Annotated in this window: 9 protein-coding genes; 4 read left to right on the forward strand and 5 right to left on the reverse strand. The window is 47.8% G+C overall.

The window, feature by feature from the left end; all coding sequences use genetic code 11:
- Positions 1–3: 3 nt before the first annotated feature.
- Positions 4–6,258 carry an FG-GAP-like repeat-containing protein gene (locus ICL07_RS01285; RefSeq protein WP_188086140.1) on the reverse strand — a complete coding sequence of 2,085 codons (6,255 nt, stop codon included), beginning with the start codon at positions 6,256–6,258 and terminating at the stop codon, positions 4–6.
- A gap of 466 nt (positions 6,259–6,724) precedes the next feature.
- Here ICL07_RS01285 and ICL07_RS01290 point away from each other — a divergent pair, with 466 nt between their 5' ends.
- Genes ICL07_RS01290 through ICL07_RS01305 form a run of 4 tightly spaced genes read left to right on the forward strand, consistent with a single transcriptional unit; the run spans position 6,725 to position 12,636 of the window.
- Entirely contained in the window at positions 6,725–8,239 is a 1,515-nt protein-coding gene (locus tag ICL07_RS01290; protein WP_188086141.1) for a DNA polymerase III, read from the forward strand.
- A gap of 11 nt (positions 8,240–8,250) precedes the next feature.
- The gene (locus ICL07_RS01295) at positions 8,251–9,441 is read left to right on the forward strand and encodes an acetate/propionate family kinase (RefSeq protein WP_188086142.1); all 1,191 of its coding nucleotides are present in this window, start codon (positions 8,251–8,253) and stop codon (positions 9,439–9,441) included.
- Positions 9,434–11,806 (forward strand): phosphoketolase family protein, encoded by a 2,373-nt coding sequence (locus ICL07_RS01300; RefSeq protein ID WP_188086143.1) that lies wholly within the window; start codon positions 9,434–9,436, stop codon positions 11,804–11,806. Before ICL07_RS01295 ends, ICL07_RS01300 begins: the two co-directional genes overlap by 8 nt.
- A gap of 26 nt (positions 11,807–11,832) precedes the next feature.
- A complete protein-coding gene (locus ICL07_RS01305) occupies positions 11,833–12,636 on the forward strand; it encodes a hypothetical protein (protein ID WP_188086144.1) in 804 nt (267 codons plus the stop codon).
- 55 nt (positions 12,637–12,691) lie between these two features.
- Here ICL07_RS01305 and ICL07_RS01310 read toward each other — a convergent pair whose 3' ends face one another.
- The 4 genes from ICL07_RS01310 to ICL07_RS01325 are packed head-to-tail and all read right to left on the reverse strand — an operon-like array spanning position 12,692 to position 18,278.
- Positions 12,692–13,876, reverse strand: coding sequence for a sialidase family protein (locus ICL07_RS01310; RefSeq protein WP_188086145.1), 1,185 nt, complete (start codon positions 13,874–13,876; stop codon positions 12,692–12,694).
- Positions 13,877–13,884: 8 nt separating this feature from the next.
- Positions 13,885–15,138: a sialidase family protein gene (locus tag ICL07_RS01315; RefSeq protein ID WP_188086146.1), complete on the reverse strand. Its 1,254-nt coding sequence runs from the start codon at positions 15,136–15,138 to the stop codon at positions 13,885–13,887.
- A gap of 31 nt (positions 15,139–15,169) precedes the next feature.
- Complete coding sequence (locus ICL07_RS01320; RefSeq protein ID WP_188086147.1) at positions 15,170–16,246, reverse strand: discoidin domain-containing protein; 1,077 nt, start codon at positions 16,244–16,246, stop codon at positions 15,170–15,172.
- 22 nt (positions 16,247–16,268) lie between these two features.
- The gene (locus ICL07_RS01325; RefSeq protein WP_223151722.1) at positions 16,269–18,278 is read right to left on the reverse strand and encodes a RagB/SusD family nutrient uptake outer membrane protein; all 2,010 of its coding nucleotides are present in this window, start codon (positions 18,276–18,278) and stop codon (positions 16,269–16,271) included.
- Positions 18,279–18,283 lie beyond the last annotated feature (5 nt).

An 18,283-nucleotide genomic window follows, 5' to 3' on the forward strand; every position in this document is an offset into this window, starting at 1 on the left:
GTTTTATTTTAAAAAGAAGATATTACCAAATTTCCCCGCAGGCATGGTATGCCAACCTGTTGTTTTGATCAGGCTGAAACTACCTCCATGTCCGGGGTCCATGATCTTCAGGATAGATTGATATATCTGTTTACCACCTATTTTAGTGATGGTTTTAGAAATAACGCTTTTTATCACCACGGAGTGGCCAACTGTCTGTCCACCGGTTGGATTAATTCCTACTGCCACCCTATTACCTGCGTTCATTTTATCTGCGATTTCACAGAAGTTTACATTGGCAGCATTCTGACCCTGCACTTGCCTTCCTGCTTCGTTCGCGTATCCGCTCCACACATCCCTATCTCCCAATGGTACTGTTTTAGGATCTGTACCAGGTGCTACTACCTCCCTTATCCTTTCCTGTGTCATATTACCGCCCAACGATTTGTCTACTGACTCCGCAGAAGCAGGCAAGCAGTTATTGTCTCCTTTTTGACCAATCACCGGAATTGCCTGGTCAGCTTCCACAACTTTGGTAACCGTAGCGCCATCAAAGAATCTCCTTCCATGAATGGCAGCATCAATACCACCGGCAAGACCTCCGGTAACACCACCTATCAAACCGCCATAAAGCCCTCCTTTCAAACCACTGCCAAATGCCTGGCCCAGGTTCTGTCCATCTGCAAGCCCATTACCAAACCCTCCGACAAACCCTCCGGCAGCCCCTCCGGCAGCCCCGACTATTGCTCCGTTAATAAAACTGGAAGTAACTGACATCGCTGCAGACGTACCCATAAAACCGGCGCCGAAAGAACCACCTGCCAGCGCTGAACTAACGCCTGCGCCTACACCTGCTCCGATGGCCCCTGCTGCTGCACCAATACCAAAGTATTTTAATCCGTCCCAGAAATTATTGATCTTGTCCTTGTTGGCAAACAGGTTCATTGCCCCGCCAATCAAAGCGCCAATGATGAGATGCCAGAAGTTACCATCTTCATCACTATAAATCATCGGGTTATTATTCGCATAACCGTACCGGTTATATCCCTGAGTGCCATATGGCAAAGGTACGTAGTTGTCCGGGCTTAGCATACGGCCCAATACCGGGTCATAGACCCTGCCGTTCATATTTATCAGCGAGAACTTATCCAGGTGCTCATGACCGGTAAAACCTCTGCTCAGCCATTCCGGATTGGGTGTAACACCGCTGTAGGTCCAGGTAGACGGGTTACGGCTACGCCCCCAGGCATCAAAGTTCTGCTGTGCTACGATGGCTCCGTTTTCATCTGTGATGGAAAGAAGACTACCCAAATGATCTACATATACGTAATAGGTTTTTTCAACACCGTTGGTTTTCACGATCAGCGCACAAAGACCGTTGCCACCGGCTACATAGTGTACTTCCCTGACCGTACCGTTGGCGGCAACATATTTCTCGTAGGTACCCAGGTAGAATTTCCTTTCCAGGAAGGTACCATTCTGTGAAAGCTCGGATTTGATACGCTGGCCTGCTGGCGTATAGGTATATGCCAACTGGTAGTTGTTTTCTTTAATGGTAGCTGTTTTCAGAAAGGGTGTATAGGTGATGTCCTGCTGCGCGGAAGGAATCACCGGTGGCGGCGTAGTCGCCCCTGCCGGGTTGGTGATGTAGTTCACCGCGTGGATCAGCTGATCATTGTAAACATAATTACCCGCATCTGTTTTGGTAGTAATATTACCCAGGGAAACACCGCCGGTATTGTCGTAGGTAATATTCTGCGTAACCGTTCCGTCCAGTTTGGTGGAAGCCAGCCTGTTCAGGTTGTCATAAGTGAATACCTCTGTATGTCCCTGAATGGCATCATAACGGCTGGTCATGTTACCGCTGGTGCTTTCATAGGTAAAGTTCAGGTCCTGTATACCAGGAGTATAAAAACGTTTAGGCCTGCCCGTGGGAAGATCAAATGTGGCGATACTCGTTTTACCGTTGCCGGTAGTATAGCCGGTATAATAGCCCAAACTATTCATGGAAGTGGCCGTAAACAACCCCAGGCCGCTTCCGGTACTGATGGCGGTTACCGCACCATTCCTGTCGTATGTCTGATTAATAACGAGGCCGGAAGGATAAGTCGTTTTGCTCAGGTTGCCGTAGGTATCGTACTCGTATTGAAACACAAATTCCTGGCCATCAACCTTCTGCTTTACCTTGGATAGTTTTCGTTTGTTGTTGTATTCATATTCTTTTACGACACCGTTAGGTCCGGTTTCGCTGGCCAGGTTATCGTTGTTATATCCATTGGCAGGGTCACTGAAATAGGTATACGAAGTGATCCCGTCCGGTCCCTGGCGTTTGATAACACGGCCCAATCCATCGAGCGTAAGGGCGTAGGTATTGCCCAGATTGTCTTTCTGGCTGGTCAGCTGACCAAATGCATCGTAATCATAGATAGCTGTACCGGCGTCTTTATCGGTCATTTGTGTCTGGCGCCCGTATTCATCATACTGGTTTTTAATCAGCTCAAAACTGCCGTGGTTCACCTTTAACTGGTTACCCCAGCTGTCATAGCTAAAATCGAGTTGACCGCCATTATCAGTGGCAGCAACAATTTTTCCCGTCGGATCAGTCGTGCGGCTCGTCACCTGCCCGGCGGGATTGGTAATACTAGCTTTGAGCAAACCACCTGGCATAGCCTGATAACTGTAGTTGGAAATTCCATAGCCATCCGTCCGGGTAGACAGGCGGTTGTAGCTATCATAAGTATAGCTGGTAGTGGAGGGCATTTCGCTGGCATAGTAGGGAGCAGTCTTATTATTCACATTACCTTTGGCATCGTAGGTCGTTGTTTGTAGCATCGTTGCATTACCGAAGCCGCTGGTTTGTCTTTTCACCTCCCTTCCCAGTATATCGTACCATATTTTCACATCATTACCACCACCGGGCTGACTGGTAGAACCGGCGTACACTCCCCCGGATGACTCCCAGGAGAGCGACTGGGTGATGGAAAATCCGTCGGGTACCGTGGTTTTGACTATTCTGCCGAAAGCGTCATACTCATAGGTGATGTATTTACCATCAGCAGAAAGATAGCTGGCCATTTTACCCCACAGCGGATCATATGTATAGGTTTCGCTGCGGCTGATGCCTCCGCCGGCGCCAGTACGCTTCAGCATGAATCTGCCTGCAGGATCATATACCAATGTTTCAGAGCGGGATGTAAGCCCGGCTGAAGACAATACAGAGCTGGTCACGTTGCCAAATGCATCGTAGGTTAAGGTAGTGGTAACAGCTTTAGGCTTACCGTCAAACTCCGTTTTGGTAGCGGTGAGGCCATTGGGTTTGTAGGTATATGCTATCTTTTTGGTTACTGCAGGCACACCTTGCCTGATATTGGTAATGGTGATGGATTCCGGGCTGGAAGCCACAGGAGAACCATAGTTACCATAAGTAATATCCTGTGTATTGGTTTCGGTAGCGGTGATACTGCTCCCATTCCATCCCCCTTTGATGATTTCACTTTTAGTGATATTACCAACGTTATCATAGGTATTGATCGTTTGTACACCCGCATTGGTAAGGTAGTCAATATCCAATAGATTCGACAGCCGCTGTTCAAAACGTTTATCGAAATAGCCGAGTCCAACTTGTACGAAAGAATAGGTGGGACGTGTTTCTGAGACGTTGCCGCCAACGGACACCGTTTTTTTGGTGACATAGGGAGCCAGAAACTGCGTATTAATATCACTTAGCGTGGTGGTAGTAGAATAGTTACTGCCATTGTCTACCGTTACTTTCCGGAAACCCAGGAAGCCACGGCCTGTTTTATGGAACATCGCATCCTGGTAAGTATAGCGGTTATAAACAGTTCCACCGATGCCATCAGGAGAGCCGATGGAGCTCACTACATTTAAGCTGGGTTGAATTACCTGATAAGGGTAAGCATACAGATAGGATGGTCCGCCGTTTATTTCACTGGGATTACCATACTCATATTCTGTAGATCTGCTGTAGACATAAGTCCCGCTTTTGGAAAGTGGAGCATAAGTGATGGTATTTACCGCGCCAAAGCCATTTACCACCTTTGACAGCAGCCTCTCTTCCTTATCCGGTTTCAGGCTTACTATCAGGCCCGTTTGTCCTTTCAGGCTTACACAATCCATCTTTCCATCCCCATTCAGATCTCCGCTGATAGCGTTATCCCCATTGATACTGCCATTTTTGGCATATGTTTCCGCAACAAATCCGTTGCCGGTGCTATAATAAACATTGTATCTGGCCGAAGAGGAAGACAGGTCCAGGCAATGCAACAGATCCGATTTACCGTCCTGGTTAAAATCGCCCACCACCAGCTGATGCGCTACCGGATAAACATCGTCACCAGGCAGGATAATTCTGTTAACCAACAAGGGAATAGTAGCTGACACCAGACTATTGCCTTTACTGATCAACATCTTCCAGGTACCATTGGAATTATTTTTAGTATTGCGTACAAACAAATCCGTTTTGCCATCCCCGTTAAAGTCACCCGGAAATACGCGATAGCCGGACGTGATTTCATTGGTAGTAAATAATACTTTGGCAGCATAGCTGTAACCGGAGGTTACGGATACGGGAAAGATAGACACGACATAGGAAGTACTGCCTTTTATCACGAGTAGTTCCGTTTTACCGTCGCCATCCACGTCAAAAGGAATAATATCGTCAGCAGTAGCGATACTTGTAGCGTAAAAGTCGCCAAAAGTATTGGTACCTACCCCGAAATTGGCTATTTCCCGGTTCAGCACCTGTTTACCCGGGCTGGAGAGAAATGCCCCGAACGAGTTATCAGGATTGATACCCAGTATCAGCAGGTAATCCTGACTGCCATCCCCGTCGAAATCACCGGGAATAAAAAAGCGGCCTGACTGGCTGATATATTTACAGGGGTTTACATACAATGATTTCTGCGGCAGCTGGTTGTAAACCTTGGAGAGGTAGCCCCAACCGGCGGAAGGGGTATAGATCCGTGTATGATTGATAGTAATCTGTTGCAGGTATCGCCTGGCGCCGCTACCACTACCGGTTTGCCCCGTTTGCATGAATACTACGTCATCCTTACCATCACCGTCATAATCCTGTGCCAGAAAATTATAGTAGGAGTTTTCCTTCACCCCCATTACTTCCACATTGGAGGGTAAGGAAGGATAACTATACAAGGAAGACACCATCCCCACCGATCCGAAAGCATCAAAGTTTCTGAATATCTGGTATTTGGTGTGGTACTTAAAACCATTATTATCATAGTTATAGGAGGCCGTCAACACATCCGTTTGTCCATCACCATCAAAATCCCCTGCTATACAATCCTGCGAAGGCAAAAATGGATAGGGAGGCAGTATGCGGACATCTTCGGCGTTGGCATTGTTACCATAGGAAAAACGGAGGGGGTTTAATGCAACGCCGTTAGTACCTGTTTCGGTGATGGTTTGCAGAAAGGGTTGGCTTTGTACATTATTATACGCCAGCTGATAGGTTTTGAAGGTTTGTCCGGAAGTGGTGATCACGATAGAAGACAACAAAGCGCCTAATACGGACGAGAACCCGGCTTCATAGGTTGTGGTAACATCCGGACGGCTGTCGTAATTAAACTTTATTTTGTTGTACGGTAGCTGTCCTCCAGCGGCATTACCGGTGTAGTTGATTTCATTGATAACGACAGTCCGTGAATAGTTGACCGTTGTATAATTAAAGAGAATGTAATTACCATTGCGGTCGGTTAACTTATTCAGATACCATACCATGGTTGCCGGAGATCCGCCTGTAGTGGCAGTTTCAGTCATCAGCCGGGAATCGTTGCTATTCCCGAATTCCATGACAGTTCCATCCTTACTGGTTACCTTGAACCAGGTGGGTCCTGTATACTCGGTACCTCCGAATGATTCTATTTTAGCATAGTTTTCATTCTCAAATCCATACACTGTACCATTAGCGCCATTGCTGCCGGTGATGGCAAACATGCGCATACCATCCATTACAAAGGCATCCGTACTGTTTTCATAGGAGACAGGATAGGTAATACCGTTATAATAGTTATTCCTGCCAGCCCGGGCAATGGAGGGTAACCCACCGATATTCCATCCCACGCCGGCAATACCATTTCCCGCATGAGAGTTGTATGAAAGATTCAGTTGGGGCTCCACATTATTAGTTCCCGGCGGCAGCTGTATAGGCACTGTGTAGGCAGCCCCGCCAGTGGCAGTTTGATCGAGAAAAGCAGTTGTTCCTCCCACAGGCTTACTGACATCGATTTGCGCATGCGCCATCGCAGTAGTTAACAGTAAAAAAAGGAGGATACCATAGCTTCGCCACCTGGGCTTATGGCATAGTCTGGCCGTGACCAGCAAAGGTAATGAGGGATAATTCATGGTTAACTCAAATATAGGTTTACAATGAAAGGAATATTGCTAATTGGCTATTTTGACTTTGGTTATTTTATGTAATGATAGGGCAAGAAATATTATTTTCAAAATAGAAAAAGCACTAGAAAATAAACGGGGGGATTTTTCGTTCGGGAGAATGCAGTTCCACCACTATAAATCAGCCGTTTATATAGACCTCGAAAAGTTACACCTGTTTTTATTGACTTTCAGTTAACTTCCGCCGGTATCAAACAAACCCAGAAATTCCTGTACCTGACTATAATCAGCACTACGGATAACATCTGTCATATATTACCTCTTTCCGGCATCCTACTTTTGTACTGAAACCCAAATTTAAACCGGACTGATTATGAAAACATTTCTCAAAAATAGTTCCGCTATCTCCGCTTCATTAGCCGATCTTGGGAACATCCGGGGTATTACATCCAGAGAAGTAGATGCTATACAAAAGCAACTGGGAGTCAATAGTATTCGTGAATTAATTCCATTCATCTCCAACGGTCAACTGGAAACTGTAACGGCACTTACCCCGCTGCAGATTAAAAACATCAAACGGGGCCTTAAACTTTATAAAACGGCGGAGAGCCGTTTCCCTCTTTGGGATGCCTATCTCATGGGAGAAGAACTGTCAAAAGCCATCCGGCAGTGCCCGGAGGTAGAAAAAGTAATGCTGGCCGGCAGTTTACGGAGAGGCAAGGATACCATCGGCGATATTGACATACTGGTACAATTGAATGACGCAGACAGGCGGAAGCTACTCTATAAAATAGCCCGCATGCCGCAAGTGGAAAATATTATCGCCGCCGGGCCTCACCATTTCTGTGTGGTACTGCACAATCAGATGCAGGCAGATATCCGCCTGGCACCCAGCAGGTATTTTGGCGCCAGCCTGCTATATTATACGGGGTCTGTAAAATATAACGCCGAAATGGAAGAGCTGGCAGCTTCCAAAGGATTCAGAATCACTCCGGAAGGTCTGATGGACAGCCACACCGGGGAATATGTAGCCGGAGAACAGGAAGTGGATATCTATCGTAAACTACAACTGGATTTTGTAGCACCCGAGCTGAGAGAAGACCATGATATCCTGACGGCAGCCGCTGTCCATGAAATTCCTCTCCTTGTCACCTTCGACCAGTTGAAAGGCGATATGCAGATACACACCAACTGGAGTGATGGCGCCGAAAGTATTGCCGGCATCGCCAAATATATGTCTCATGCGTTCCCGCACTATCACTACATTGTCATCACAGATCACGTATCATCTACCCGGACTAACCATGTATTGCACCCTGAAGATGTCTTCAGACAGATAGCAGAAATAAATCGCGTCAATGCACTGATGGGCTATGATTACATAAAAAAAGGCGCAGAAATAGATATCCTGGAAAATGGCGAAGCTGCACTTTCAGATGATATACTGCAACAGTTCGATTGGGTGATCGCCTCCATCCATAGCGATTTCTCCAGGGACAATACCTCCCGGCTGATACAGATCTGTAAAAACCCCTATGTCAACTGTATAGGCCATCCCAGCGGAAGATTGATTGGTATTCGTAAACCCTATCCGGTTAATTGGGATGAAGTATTTACAGCAGCTGCTGCCAGCGGCACCGCGATGGAGATCAATTCCCGTCCCAACCGGCTGGACCTGCATGATGAACAGATCCGGCTTGCGGTATCCAAAGGGGTAAAAATGGTCATTAACAGCGATGCACGGACACTGACGCACCTCGATTTCGTGAAACTGGGCATCTCTACCGCAAGACGCGGATCCTGCCGTAAAACAGATATTCTCAATACCGGCAGCTGGAATGAAATCGAAAAATTTAAAGCGGAGAAACAACAACTGCTCAAAAAATAAACGGGTGATATATGCTGCTGATGATTAATTGCGGGTCCTCCAGTATAAAATACAGCCTCTATACAGCTGACGGCAGAAAAAAGCTGGTATTGTCCGGTGAAGTCCGCCACATTGGTACCCAAAACATTATTTACAGCGAATATCCTGCTTTCGGACAGTTATCCATGCTGGCCGTTCCTGTTATGGACTACCCCGACACTATCCGGTATGTGATATCCAGGTTGAATGAGCAGGGATATCTGAAACAAGCGAAAGCTGTCGGCCACCGGGTAGTACACGGTATGCAATACATCACCCCTTGCCTGGTAACGGCTGAACTGCTCAGCGGATTAAAACAGCTGATATCATTCGACCCGGACCATCTACCCCAGGCTATAGGCATGATGGAAGCTATTAGTCATTTATACCCTGCTATCCCGCAGGTGGCTTGTTTTGATACGGCATTTCATCAAACGATGCCGGCAGTGGCTTCCAGATTACCCATTCCTCAACGGTTTGAGTCCTATGGCTTACGCCGGTATGGATTTCATGGCCTTTCCTATCAATACCTGACAAAAGCGCTGGCGAAAACCGCCGGCAAAAAAATAGCGAACGGGCGCGTAGTGATGGCCCATCTTGGCAACGGCGCCAGCCTGGCGGCCATCCGGAAAGGTAAAAGCATAGATACCACGATGGGATTCACCCCTGCCTCAGGTATCCCGATGAGCAGCCGTGCCGGCGATATCGACCCTGGTACCGCCTGGCTGATGATGAAAAAAGAACAACTATCGCCTGACAAATTCAACTATATCATGAACCACGAAGCAGGGCTATCCGCTATCTCCGGTACCAGTGGCGATATGCAGTCCCTGTTGGACAAAGAAGCTACCGACGAACGGGCTGCCGCTGCTATCGCCCTGTTTTGTTACGAAGTCAAAAAGAGAATCGGAGGTTATGCCGCCGCATTAGGCGGGATTGATGCGCTGGTATTCTCGGGTGGTATTGGCGAGCATTCACCCCTCATACGTCAACGGATATGTGAAGACTTAGGTTTCCTGGGTATCCGCCTTCATGCCCAAAAGAATAAAATAAACAATACCATCATCTCAAATACTAAAAATCGTGTACTCGTTTACGTTATCAAAACAGATGAAACCAGGATGATGGCAGACATCGTACACAACATGATTACATCGTCATTTAAAATAGCATACCATGGGTAATACAACAACAGTCGCACCAGGTAAACATCAGGCATTGACAGCGGAAGAGCTCTCCCTGACCGATGCTTACTGGCGGGCCGCCAATTACTTGTCTGTAGGCCAGCTTTACCTCCGCGACAATCCACTCTTAAAGGAGCCATTAAAAATGGAGCATATCAAAAAAATGCAGCTGGGCCATTGGGGAACTACACCCGGACAGAATTTTATTTATACGCACCTCAACAGGGTCATCAACAAGTACGATCTGAATATGATATATGTTTCCGGCCCGGGGCATGGTGGTCCGGCGGTTGTCGCCAATACATACCTGGAAGGCACCTACAGTGAGGTGTATCCGGCTATTACCCAGGATGAAGAAGGGCTCAAAAAATTGTTTACCCAATTCTCCTACCCCGGCGGTGTATCCAGTCACGCTTCTCCACAAGTGCCCGGCTCTATTCACGAAGGCGGTGAACTGGGTTATTCCCTGAGTCACTCATTTGGAGCAGCACTGGACAATCCCTCCCTGATAGTGGCTTGTGTGGTAGGTGATGGCGAGGCGGAAACAGGCCCGCTGGCTACCGCCTGGCATTCCAACAAATTCCTGCATCCGCATAACGATGGAGCGGTATTACCGATCCTTCATCTGAATGGCTATAAAATCTCCAACCCTACCGTATTAGCCCGTATCACGCATGAAGAACTGGAACAGCTCTTCCTGGGTTATGGCTGGCATCCCCTGTTTGTGGAAGGCGATGACCCTGCCCCGATGCATCAGGCTATGGCTGCGGCACTCGACAAAGCCGTTACACAAATACTGCAAATCAAAAAAAACAAGGATATTACAAGACCACGCTGGCCCATGATTATTCTACGGTCACCCAAAGGCTGGACAGGACCACAGGTAGTCAATGGATATCAAATTGAAGGCAACTTTCGTTCCCATCAGATACCGCTCGACGTGACTGCCACCAATGGAGAAAATCATTTGCTCCTGCTGGAGCAATGGATGAAAAGTTACAACCCCGCAGCGCTGTTTGATGAACAAGGGAAACTGAAACCCGCTATTGCCGCACTGGCGCCTAAGGGACCTCGGCGCATGGGGGCCAATCCGCACGCCAACGGAGGTATGCTGATGAAAAGACTGCGTTTGCCCGATTATACGCAGTATGCTGTTGATGTCCGGCAGCCGGGCGTTACCGGAGAAGGTGATGTACATGTAGCAGGCCGTTTTCTCCGTGATGCGATTAGGGACAACCAGCATTTCAGGATATTCGGACCAGATGAAACGGTGTCTAATAAGCTGGAAGCCGTGTTCGAAGTCACTAATCGCCAATGGGAAGCTGCTATCGCACCACACGATGAATTTCTCGCACCCGGCGGCCGCGTCATGGAAATGCTCAGCGAACACCAATGTGAAGGCTGGCTGGAAGGCTACCTGCTCACCGGCAGACATGGTCTCTTTAATTGTTATGAAGCATTTATTCATATCGTTGATTCCATGTTCAACCAACACGCCAAATGGCTTAAAATCTCATCGGAAGTGCCCTGGCGCAGAGAGATCCCTTCTCTCAATATACTACTCACCTCTACCGTCTGGCGCCAGGACCATAACGGGTTTACCCACCAGGACCCCGGTTTTCTCGACCTGGTCGTTAATAAAAAAGCAGCTATCGTCAGGGTATACCTTCCCCCCGATGCCAACTGCCTGCTTTCTGTGATGAACCACTGTCTGGGCAGCATGCATTATGTCAACGTGATGGTTGCCGGGAAACATCCTTCCCCACAATGGCTAACAATGCAGGAAGCCATCGGGCATTGCGCCCGTGGTATCAGCATCTGGAGCTGGGCCAGTAATGACCAGGAAAGTGATCCTGATATTGTAATGGCCTGTTGTGGCGATGTTCCTACACAGGAAACACTCGCGGCTGTGTCTATCCTGCGTGAGCAGCTCCCTGATCTTAAAATCAGGGTTATTAATGTAGTAGACCTCTTAAAACTGGAAAAGCCATCTGCACATCCACATGGGCTTCCGGATAAAGATTTCGACGCGTTGTTCACCACCGATAAACCCATCATTTTCGCTTTCCATGGGTATCCGTGGTTAATACATCGCCTTACCTACAATCGCGCCAACAACAATAACATCCATGTACGCGGTTATAAGGAAGAAGGCACTGTTACCACTGCCTTTGACATGACCGTTCTCAATGAAATGGACCGATTCCACCTGGTGATGGATGCCATAGACAGACTTCCGCAAACCGGCAGTAAAGGCATTTATCTCAAACAACAAATGCAATACAAACTGGTGGAACATAAACAATATATCTGTCGTTATGGCGAGGATATGCCGGAAATAAGAAACTGGAAATGGAAATATTAAGAAATTTTATACCTAAATAAACTGCTATGAAAAAGATATTATTAGCTGTTGATGACGGGAATTTCCCCGAAGGCGCTTTTGAATTTGCCCGGCAGATGAATGAGCAGGAGCCGATTGTCTTATGCGGTGTATTTCTGCCGGAGCTGAACTTTACCGCAGACATCAGTTACACTTCCATATTTGTGCCCTTAGTAGAAAACTATGCCGCTGCTTCCATTCAGCGAAGCATCGATACTTTTAAGGAGCATTGCACCCGTTACAACATCAACTATCTCATACACCGTAACGTGGAAGAATTTGCGCTTACAACACTGCATAGGGAATCGCGGTTCGCCGACCTCCTGCTCCTGAGTTCGGAAAAGTTTTACGCCGATATGCTGACCGGTCCGGACAGTTATCTTAACAGTGCGCTGCATCAGGCAGAATGCCCCTTGATCATATCGCCGGAAAAACCGGATTTCCCCGAAAGCATTATCCTGACTTATGATGGCAGCGCCTCGTCGGTATTTGCCATTAAGAGTTTCGCCACGCTTTTTCCCTGGCTGTGCCGCCGTAAAACACTGCTGTTATATGCCACCAATAAGGATACCGACGTCCCTTATTCCAGTGATATAATGGAGTTGATACAGCATCATTTCGCCAATCCGGACGTACAGGCTGTGAACACGGTACCGGAGAAATATTTTGACACCTGGCTCAGCGAAATCGGCAAACCGATGGTGGTTACCGGTGCATACGGACGGTCGCAGCTGTCGAGATTCTTCCGGCACAGCTTCATTACGGACCTGCTGAAGACACACCGGATACCCGTATTTGTAGCCCATCGCTGAAGATTTGGAAACAGGGATTTTCAAACCTGCTGCATGAGCAACAGACGGTTGTTGGTTACGGCATCAACTGCCGCCACTTCCGTGGTGTTTTATAATGCCTGAAGTTACTGATCCGGTGAAAAGTAAGGTAATTCGCATTATGTTGATTATCCGCGCCACCATCTGCATCATCAAAGGCAGTTCTTGATACGGCGATCATATCTTTACCCTCAAACTGAAAATCGAGATATTGGAAGCCATGCTTCTCTACATCGGGGTGGTGTAGTACTATCCCTTGTACCTGCCACGTCTTTAGATCGGCCGATGACAGGAGCGCTACCGTGTTCCTCGTTCTCTCGGGATTTCCTCCCCTGAAGCGTCCGGGCACATAATTACTGAGGGTCCAATAGCGATGGCTGACGGAATCATACCGAACAGAGAATTTCTTACAGGCGCCGGGAAAGTCTATAAATCCTGTGGCCGGGTCGAATGTTGTTTGTTTACCATCATCACTAACCTGGATGATAGCGGCTTTCTCATCTCCGTTTACCCGGTAGTCTGTCCGTAACATTGTAACCACTTTTCCGCCCGGAGCCGCTACGGCATTCCCTTCTAACCAACCGCCCATATTCCCGTTCAGGTAACCGGAATCATAACCAAGCGTATTGGACATCGTCCAGTTTCCTGCCTGAAGAAGATCTGCATCTACCGGTGCAGAGAGCATAAAAGAGCGAAAAGCCCTACCCCATTTGCCACCCGGACCATTCAGGTCTTCCATCGCTTTCCATATACGATTTTTATAAATGAGGACCGGGGTTGGCGCGCTGTGGAACCTCCCCTTAAAAAGCCTTCCCTGCGCTGCAGTGGTAGGTTGGCTCCAGGAATAACCGCCGTCTGTTGATCTTCGTATAACGATATCGCCGCCGGCCATTTCCGGTCCGAGGATAAAGGCATCGTTGTGATAGGTAAATAAGGCAGACCACTCCTGGCCATCAATTTCAGCTATTTTCTCCCAGGACATCCCCTTGTTGACAGACCTGAAGATCTGAACTTTGCTCTTTCCTGTGCGCTCCGGCCCGAAATATTCATGACTGGCCAGGTAGTTGCCATCCGGCAGTATACAGATACCGGGAGAACCAATATATAACTTCTCCCGGGCAGAAACATGGTTGATGACGACACCCGGTACCTGGGAATGTTGTTGTTGAGCAAAGGATGAACTACCAAGGAGAAGACATGCGATGAATACTATATTTTTCATAGGTTGCTTTAGTGTGGCATCAGGGATTCCCAGATAGAAGGTGTTACATAGTGCTGATAGTCCTGAATCCGGTGAAAAGTGATAAAATTAGCGTTATGCTGGCTGTTGGCGCCAGTTGCTTCATCATCAAATGCAGTGCGTGACACGAAGATAATATCCTGTCCGTCAAATTTAAAATCAACATACTGAAAGCCATGCTTCAATATATCATGATGTGTCAGCACAATTCCTTTCACGGTCCAGTGAAGCAGGTCGGGGGAAGATAGGAGCGCCAGGGTATTTCTGGTCCGTTCAGCATTTCCTCCTTTGTAGATATCAGGAACATAGTTGCTGATCGACCAGTATTGACTACTTAGTGAGTCGTATAGAATGGTGAATTTTTTGCACCCGCCCGGAAATAGCACAAAGCCGGTTGAAGGATCAAAGGAGGCTGTGGCGCCATCAGCAGAGATCCTGATCATTGATGCCAGCTCATCGCCATTAACCTGGTAATTGGTCCTTAAAATATCCACCACATCTCCTGAAGGCGTAACCACCGCATTTCCCTCCAGCCAACCACCAAAGTCACCGCCGAGATAAGCCGCATTAAAGGGCATCCGGTTAGTTTGTTTCCAGCTGGATGCTTTTAACAAATCACTGGTATCGGAAGCAGAAATCACAAAGGCCCTGAATGATTGTCCCCAAACGCTGCCGCCTCCCATCAGGTCTTCCATTCCCCGCCACAGCCGGCCGTTATGACTGATCACTGGTGTAGGCGCGCAATGATATCTGCCGTCCTGGCGGATTCTCCCCGACTCCCCGTCCACCGGGTTGGTCCAGGTCTGCCCCTTGTTGTCCGATCTCCTGATCAGAATATCGCCCCCGGATTTTGAGGTCCCCATGATATACAAAGCGCCCTTGTGATAAAATAGCTGTGACCAGAACTGCCCCTGCAATGTGGCCGTTTTATTCCATGTTTTTCCTTTATCTGTTGACAGGTACACCCAGGTATCCGGTGTTTCCACATACGGCGCCAGGGTGCTGTTGAGATCGCAGGAAGCTACATAACTGCCATCCGGCAGGATACACACAGAGGGGGACCCCAGGTAGATCTGGGTAGACTGGAGGGAATGCTCCACTACCACGCCGGGAACTGTATTCGCCCTACAAAGGCTATCACATTCCATCGTCAGCCTATTGCTTTCCTTTGAGCATGCCATTACCAGTAATGTAGCCAGGATCAAAATAGACCCGGTTGTTTGTTTTATGATAGGATAAGACATTGGTTTGTTGTTTTTTGGGTAGATGGAAAAATCAGTAATCAAACACTCCCAGCTCGGCGAAGGTCATGGTAATATTGGCAGCAGTATTCCATTGGTCTACCGAACTGAACTTCAGATAACGGGCTGATGTACGGCCGGTAGGAATGGTATGGTACTGGTTGTCGTAATACTTTTCTTTTTCAAGAAAGGTCCCGGCTTTTGTCCACGTGACGTTATCGTTACTGATGTACATATCGAAATTTTTACAACCGGCGCCGTTCCAGCTGGCCGGGGATTCCACCATAACAAACCCCGAGAAGGTTGTTTGCCTGCCCATGTCAATCGTAATAATGTGGGGGTTGGTGGGCCGTGGAACGGCTGTCCAGCTGCTGTTCCACCAGGTATTGTTTTTATTGTCGATCAGGTTGGATGCCGGGTAATTTGCCTGGAAGCTGGAAGCATAGATAACAGACCAGCCTGTTTTCGGCTGAATAACAGGGATCGTATTAACAGACAAAGCCCATTGACTGGTTTGCCCCGCGGTAACATTTCCTTCCATAAACTGATCGGCGAAGCCGGTGTTTACTTTGTATTTTCCTGGCGCCAGGTTATAATATTTCACGATCCCCTGGTAGTCTGATTTACTTTTTACGATCTCAGTTTCCGTGCTTCCCTGCACCAGGTACAGCGTAAGGTTAAGCCCCGGCGCTACAGCTCCGTTTTTATCTGTCACATGAAGTACTACATTCCCATTTTCAGCCGGTTGCGGACGCATGAGCAACTGGAGCGACCACTGGTAGATCTTACCGCTTTCCACTGTTTGAAACAGGGTATCCGGGAGTATCCCCAATGTTTGGGAAACATGATAAAATGCATAATCGGCAGCTCCCAGTTCTTTAAAACAAACTTTCCCGTTTTCATCGGAAACAATTTCCTTATAAGGGAAACTGGTATCGTTGACCAGTGCCGTTGCCCCGATGGCTGCACCTTTGACCGGACGGCCCTTATAATCGACAATCAGCAGTTCGACAGTCGATTTGGTCAGATTGGGTGCATATAGGTTATCCGGTTTACAGGCGGCTACCTGGAAAAAAAGGATGACAAGCAGGCAATACAATACGTACTTCATAGCATCTTTTTATTTTAATGTATTAAAAACCGATTGGTGGAAGATTGGCTCCTACCGGCCATCCGGGATTCTGGTAAATGGGAGACGCCGAAACATCTGCGCCCACAGCCGTGATCAGAAAATGCTGATAGGCAATAGGTTCAAGATAATGAGCCATCGTCCAGCCGTAACCGTTATAAACAAATTCTTTCCCGGTTTTTTGATAAGGGCGCAGATACTTGCCAAGCGCGGGACTTGATACAGTGGCATTAGGAGTACCATAGGTGATGGTAAGACTTCCCCCCGCATCTTTATACCACTCCTGCATGGGCCCCCAAAGTTTAAATCCTTCTATCTGGTATTTGGATGTAATCATTTGATCCAGTGCCCTCCAGCGTCTCAGGTCCATATTACGCAAACCTTCACCGATAAATTCACAGCGCCGTTCCCGCCGTATGTTGTATAAGGCTGGACTGATCAGTTGCCCGCCGGAATAAGCCGCCCAATCGTTCTTTGCCTCTTCAGTCATTTTAGTAGCAGTGATGGTGCGGCTGTAATCCGTATTCACTTTTGCCCTTGCCCGGATGGCTTTCCAGTATTGATCTGCTTTTCCGTCAAGCGCTCCTGTTCTTTCAGAACAGGCTTCCATGTAGTTCAGATAAGCCTCAGCAGCTCTGAAAACAACACTGCCTACATCGAAAGCGTGTAGTGCATCATTATTTAATCCTTTACGGATTGTGTATCCGGTAAAATAGGCCAGCGCCTCGGAGGAGCTGGTTAATATCGGGTAGGTTTCCGTAATACCCAGTTGCACCAGGTTGGATTCCTTCAAAACGTTTACCTGCCCAGGTTCTTTAAGAAACAGCCATAGCCGGTTATCCCGCTGTTTACGGACATCAGCGATATAATCGTCTCCCTTGTACCCGGAGGCATTGTCGTATATCGGAAGACCATTTTCCATCAGAAAATTATCAACATAACCTCTTGTCAGTCCGATTCTGTAATTACCTGCCGACGCATATTGGCTCACATTATTCCGGATATTGGCGCCGTAAGCGTCGAATTGCCGCCATAACAGTACTTCCTGGAACTTGCTCATATCATAGGCACTGAACATATCATAATAGTCGTTGGGCAGGTCCTGCAGCGATTGCTGTAGTTTACCGGTGTTGTTTACCAGCGGAACATTATCTGCTACCATAGCCGCTGACACCATCGCCTGCGACAACAGCCAGTCGATTTCGCCATTGATATCGCCAGCCTGATACCGGTAGTTGGCATTATAGGCTTTCTCTGCTCCCGGCCATCCGGGACCGTTTGGCACAAAGGCCGTATTTCTGAAATATTTGAGGAAAGTAGCCTCATATAAGGCGACCCTGGACTTAACCAGGTAAGCGCAATTTTTGGACAACCTGTTCTTTCTGCCGTCCGGTGCATTCTCCTGCAACAGTTGAATGGCTTTGTCCAGGTCGGAAAGGATAAAACGTACCACTTCCGGGTGAGGTTTGCGTTTACTTGCTTCTGTAAGCACCTCCGCATTGTCGCTCATAATATCTGTAATGATGGGGAAATCGCCCAGCGCCTGTACTTTCAGGAAATAATCCCAGGCCCGGAAGAAATATATTTCACCAATGCAATGATCAATGGCGGCGCTGTTGCCCTTTAATTTACCAGTCTCTTTCCGGGGTAGGACTGTTTTAAGAAAGTAGTTGTATTTATAAATATTCGTGAACTCCCAGCTGCCACCTTTCTGCGGTACCCTGTATTCACCGGGAACATACTTCAGGGAATATTCCAGGGAAGCCATATTGTCCGTATGTTCATCTACCCCCATCATACCGAAGCCTCTTGTACCCGGGCCGTAATGACTGGGAAGTGTATTGTTGTTATACATGTTAAGACTATAGGATTCTATGTCGGCCTGCGACCACAGGAAATCCTCGGGAGTGATATTTGACAAGGGTTCCCTGTCCAGGAATGTTTTGGTACAGGCTCCTGTCAGCATCCCCGCAGCCAACAATGTGTATAGTGTAATGCGTTGAATTGACTTCATAAGAA

Origin of the sequence: Chitinophaga qingshengii (genome assembly GCF_014529935.1) — a bacterium.
GTDB lineage: Bacteria > Bacteroidota > Bacteroidia > Chitinophagales > Chitinophagaceae > Chitinophaga > Chitinophaga qingshengii.

What these genes read in the sequence shown, in the direction of transcription:
- ICL07_RS01285 (WP_188086140.1), bottom strand. Translation starts at nt 6,258, where the DNA reads ATGGCGCATGCGCAAATCGATGTCAGTAAGCCTGTGGGAGGAACAACT.
- ICL07_RS01290 (WP_188086141.1), top strand. Translation starts at nt 6,725, where the DNA reads ATGAAAACATTTCTCAAAAATAGTTCCGCTATCTCCGCTTCATTAGCC.
- ICL07_RS01295 (WP_188086142.1), top strand. Translation starts at nt 8,251, where the DNA reads ATGCTGCTGATGATTAATTGCGGGTCCTCCAGTATAAAATACAGCCTC.
- ICL07_RS01300 (WP_188086143.1), top strand. Translation starts at nt 9,434, where the DNA reads ATGGGTAATACAACAACAGTCGCACCAGGTAAACATCAGGCATTGACA.
- ICL07_RS01305 (WP_188086144.1), top strand. Translation starts at nt 11,833, where the DNA reads ATGAAAAAGATATTATTAGCTGTTGATGACGGGAATTTCCCCGAAGGC.
- ICL07_RS01310 (WP_188086145.1), bottom strand. Translation starts at nt 13,876, where the DNA reads ATGAAAAATATAGTATTCATCGCATGTCTTCTCCTTGGTAGTTCATCC.
- ICL07_RS01315 (WP_188086146.1), bottom strand. Translation starts at nt 15,138, where the DNA reads ATGTCTTATCCTATCATAAAACAAACAACCGGGTCTATTTTGATCCTG.
- ICL07_RS01320 (WP_188086147.1), bottom strand. Translation starts at nt 16,246, where the DNA reads ATGAAGTACGTATTGTATTGCCTGCTTGTCATCCTTTTTTTCCAGGTA.
- ICL07_RS01325 (WP_223151722.1), bottom strand. Translation starts at nt 18,278, where the DNA reads ATGAAGTCAATTCAACGCATTACACTATACACATTGTTGGCTGCGGGG.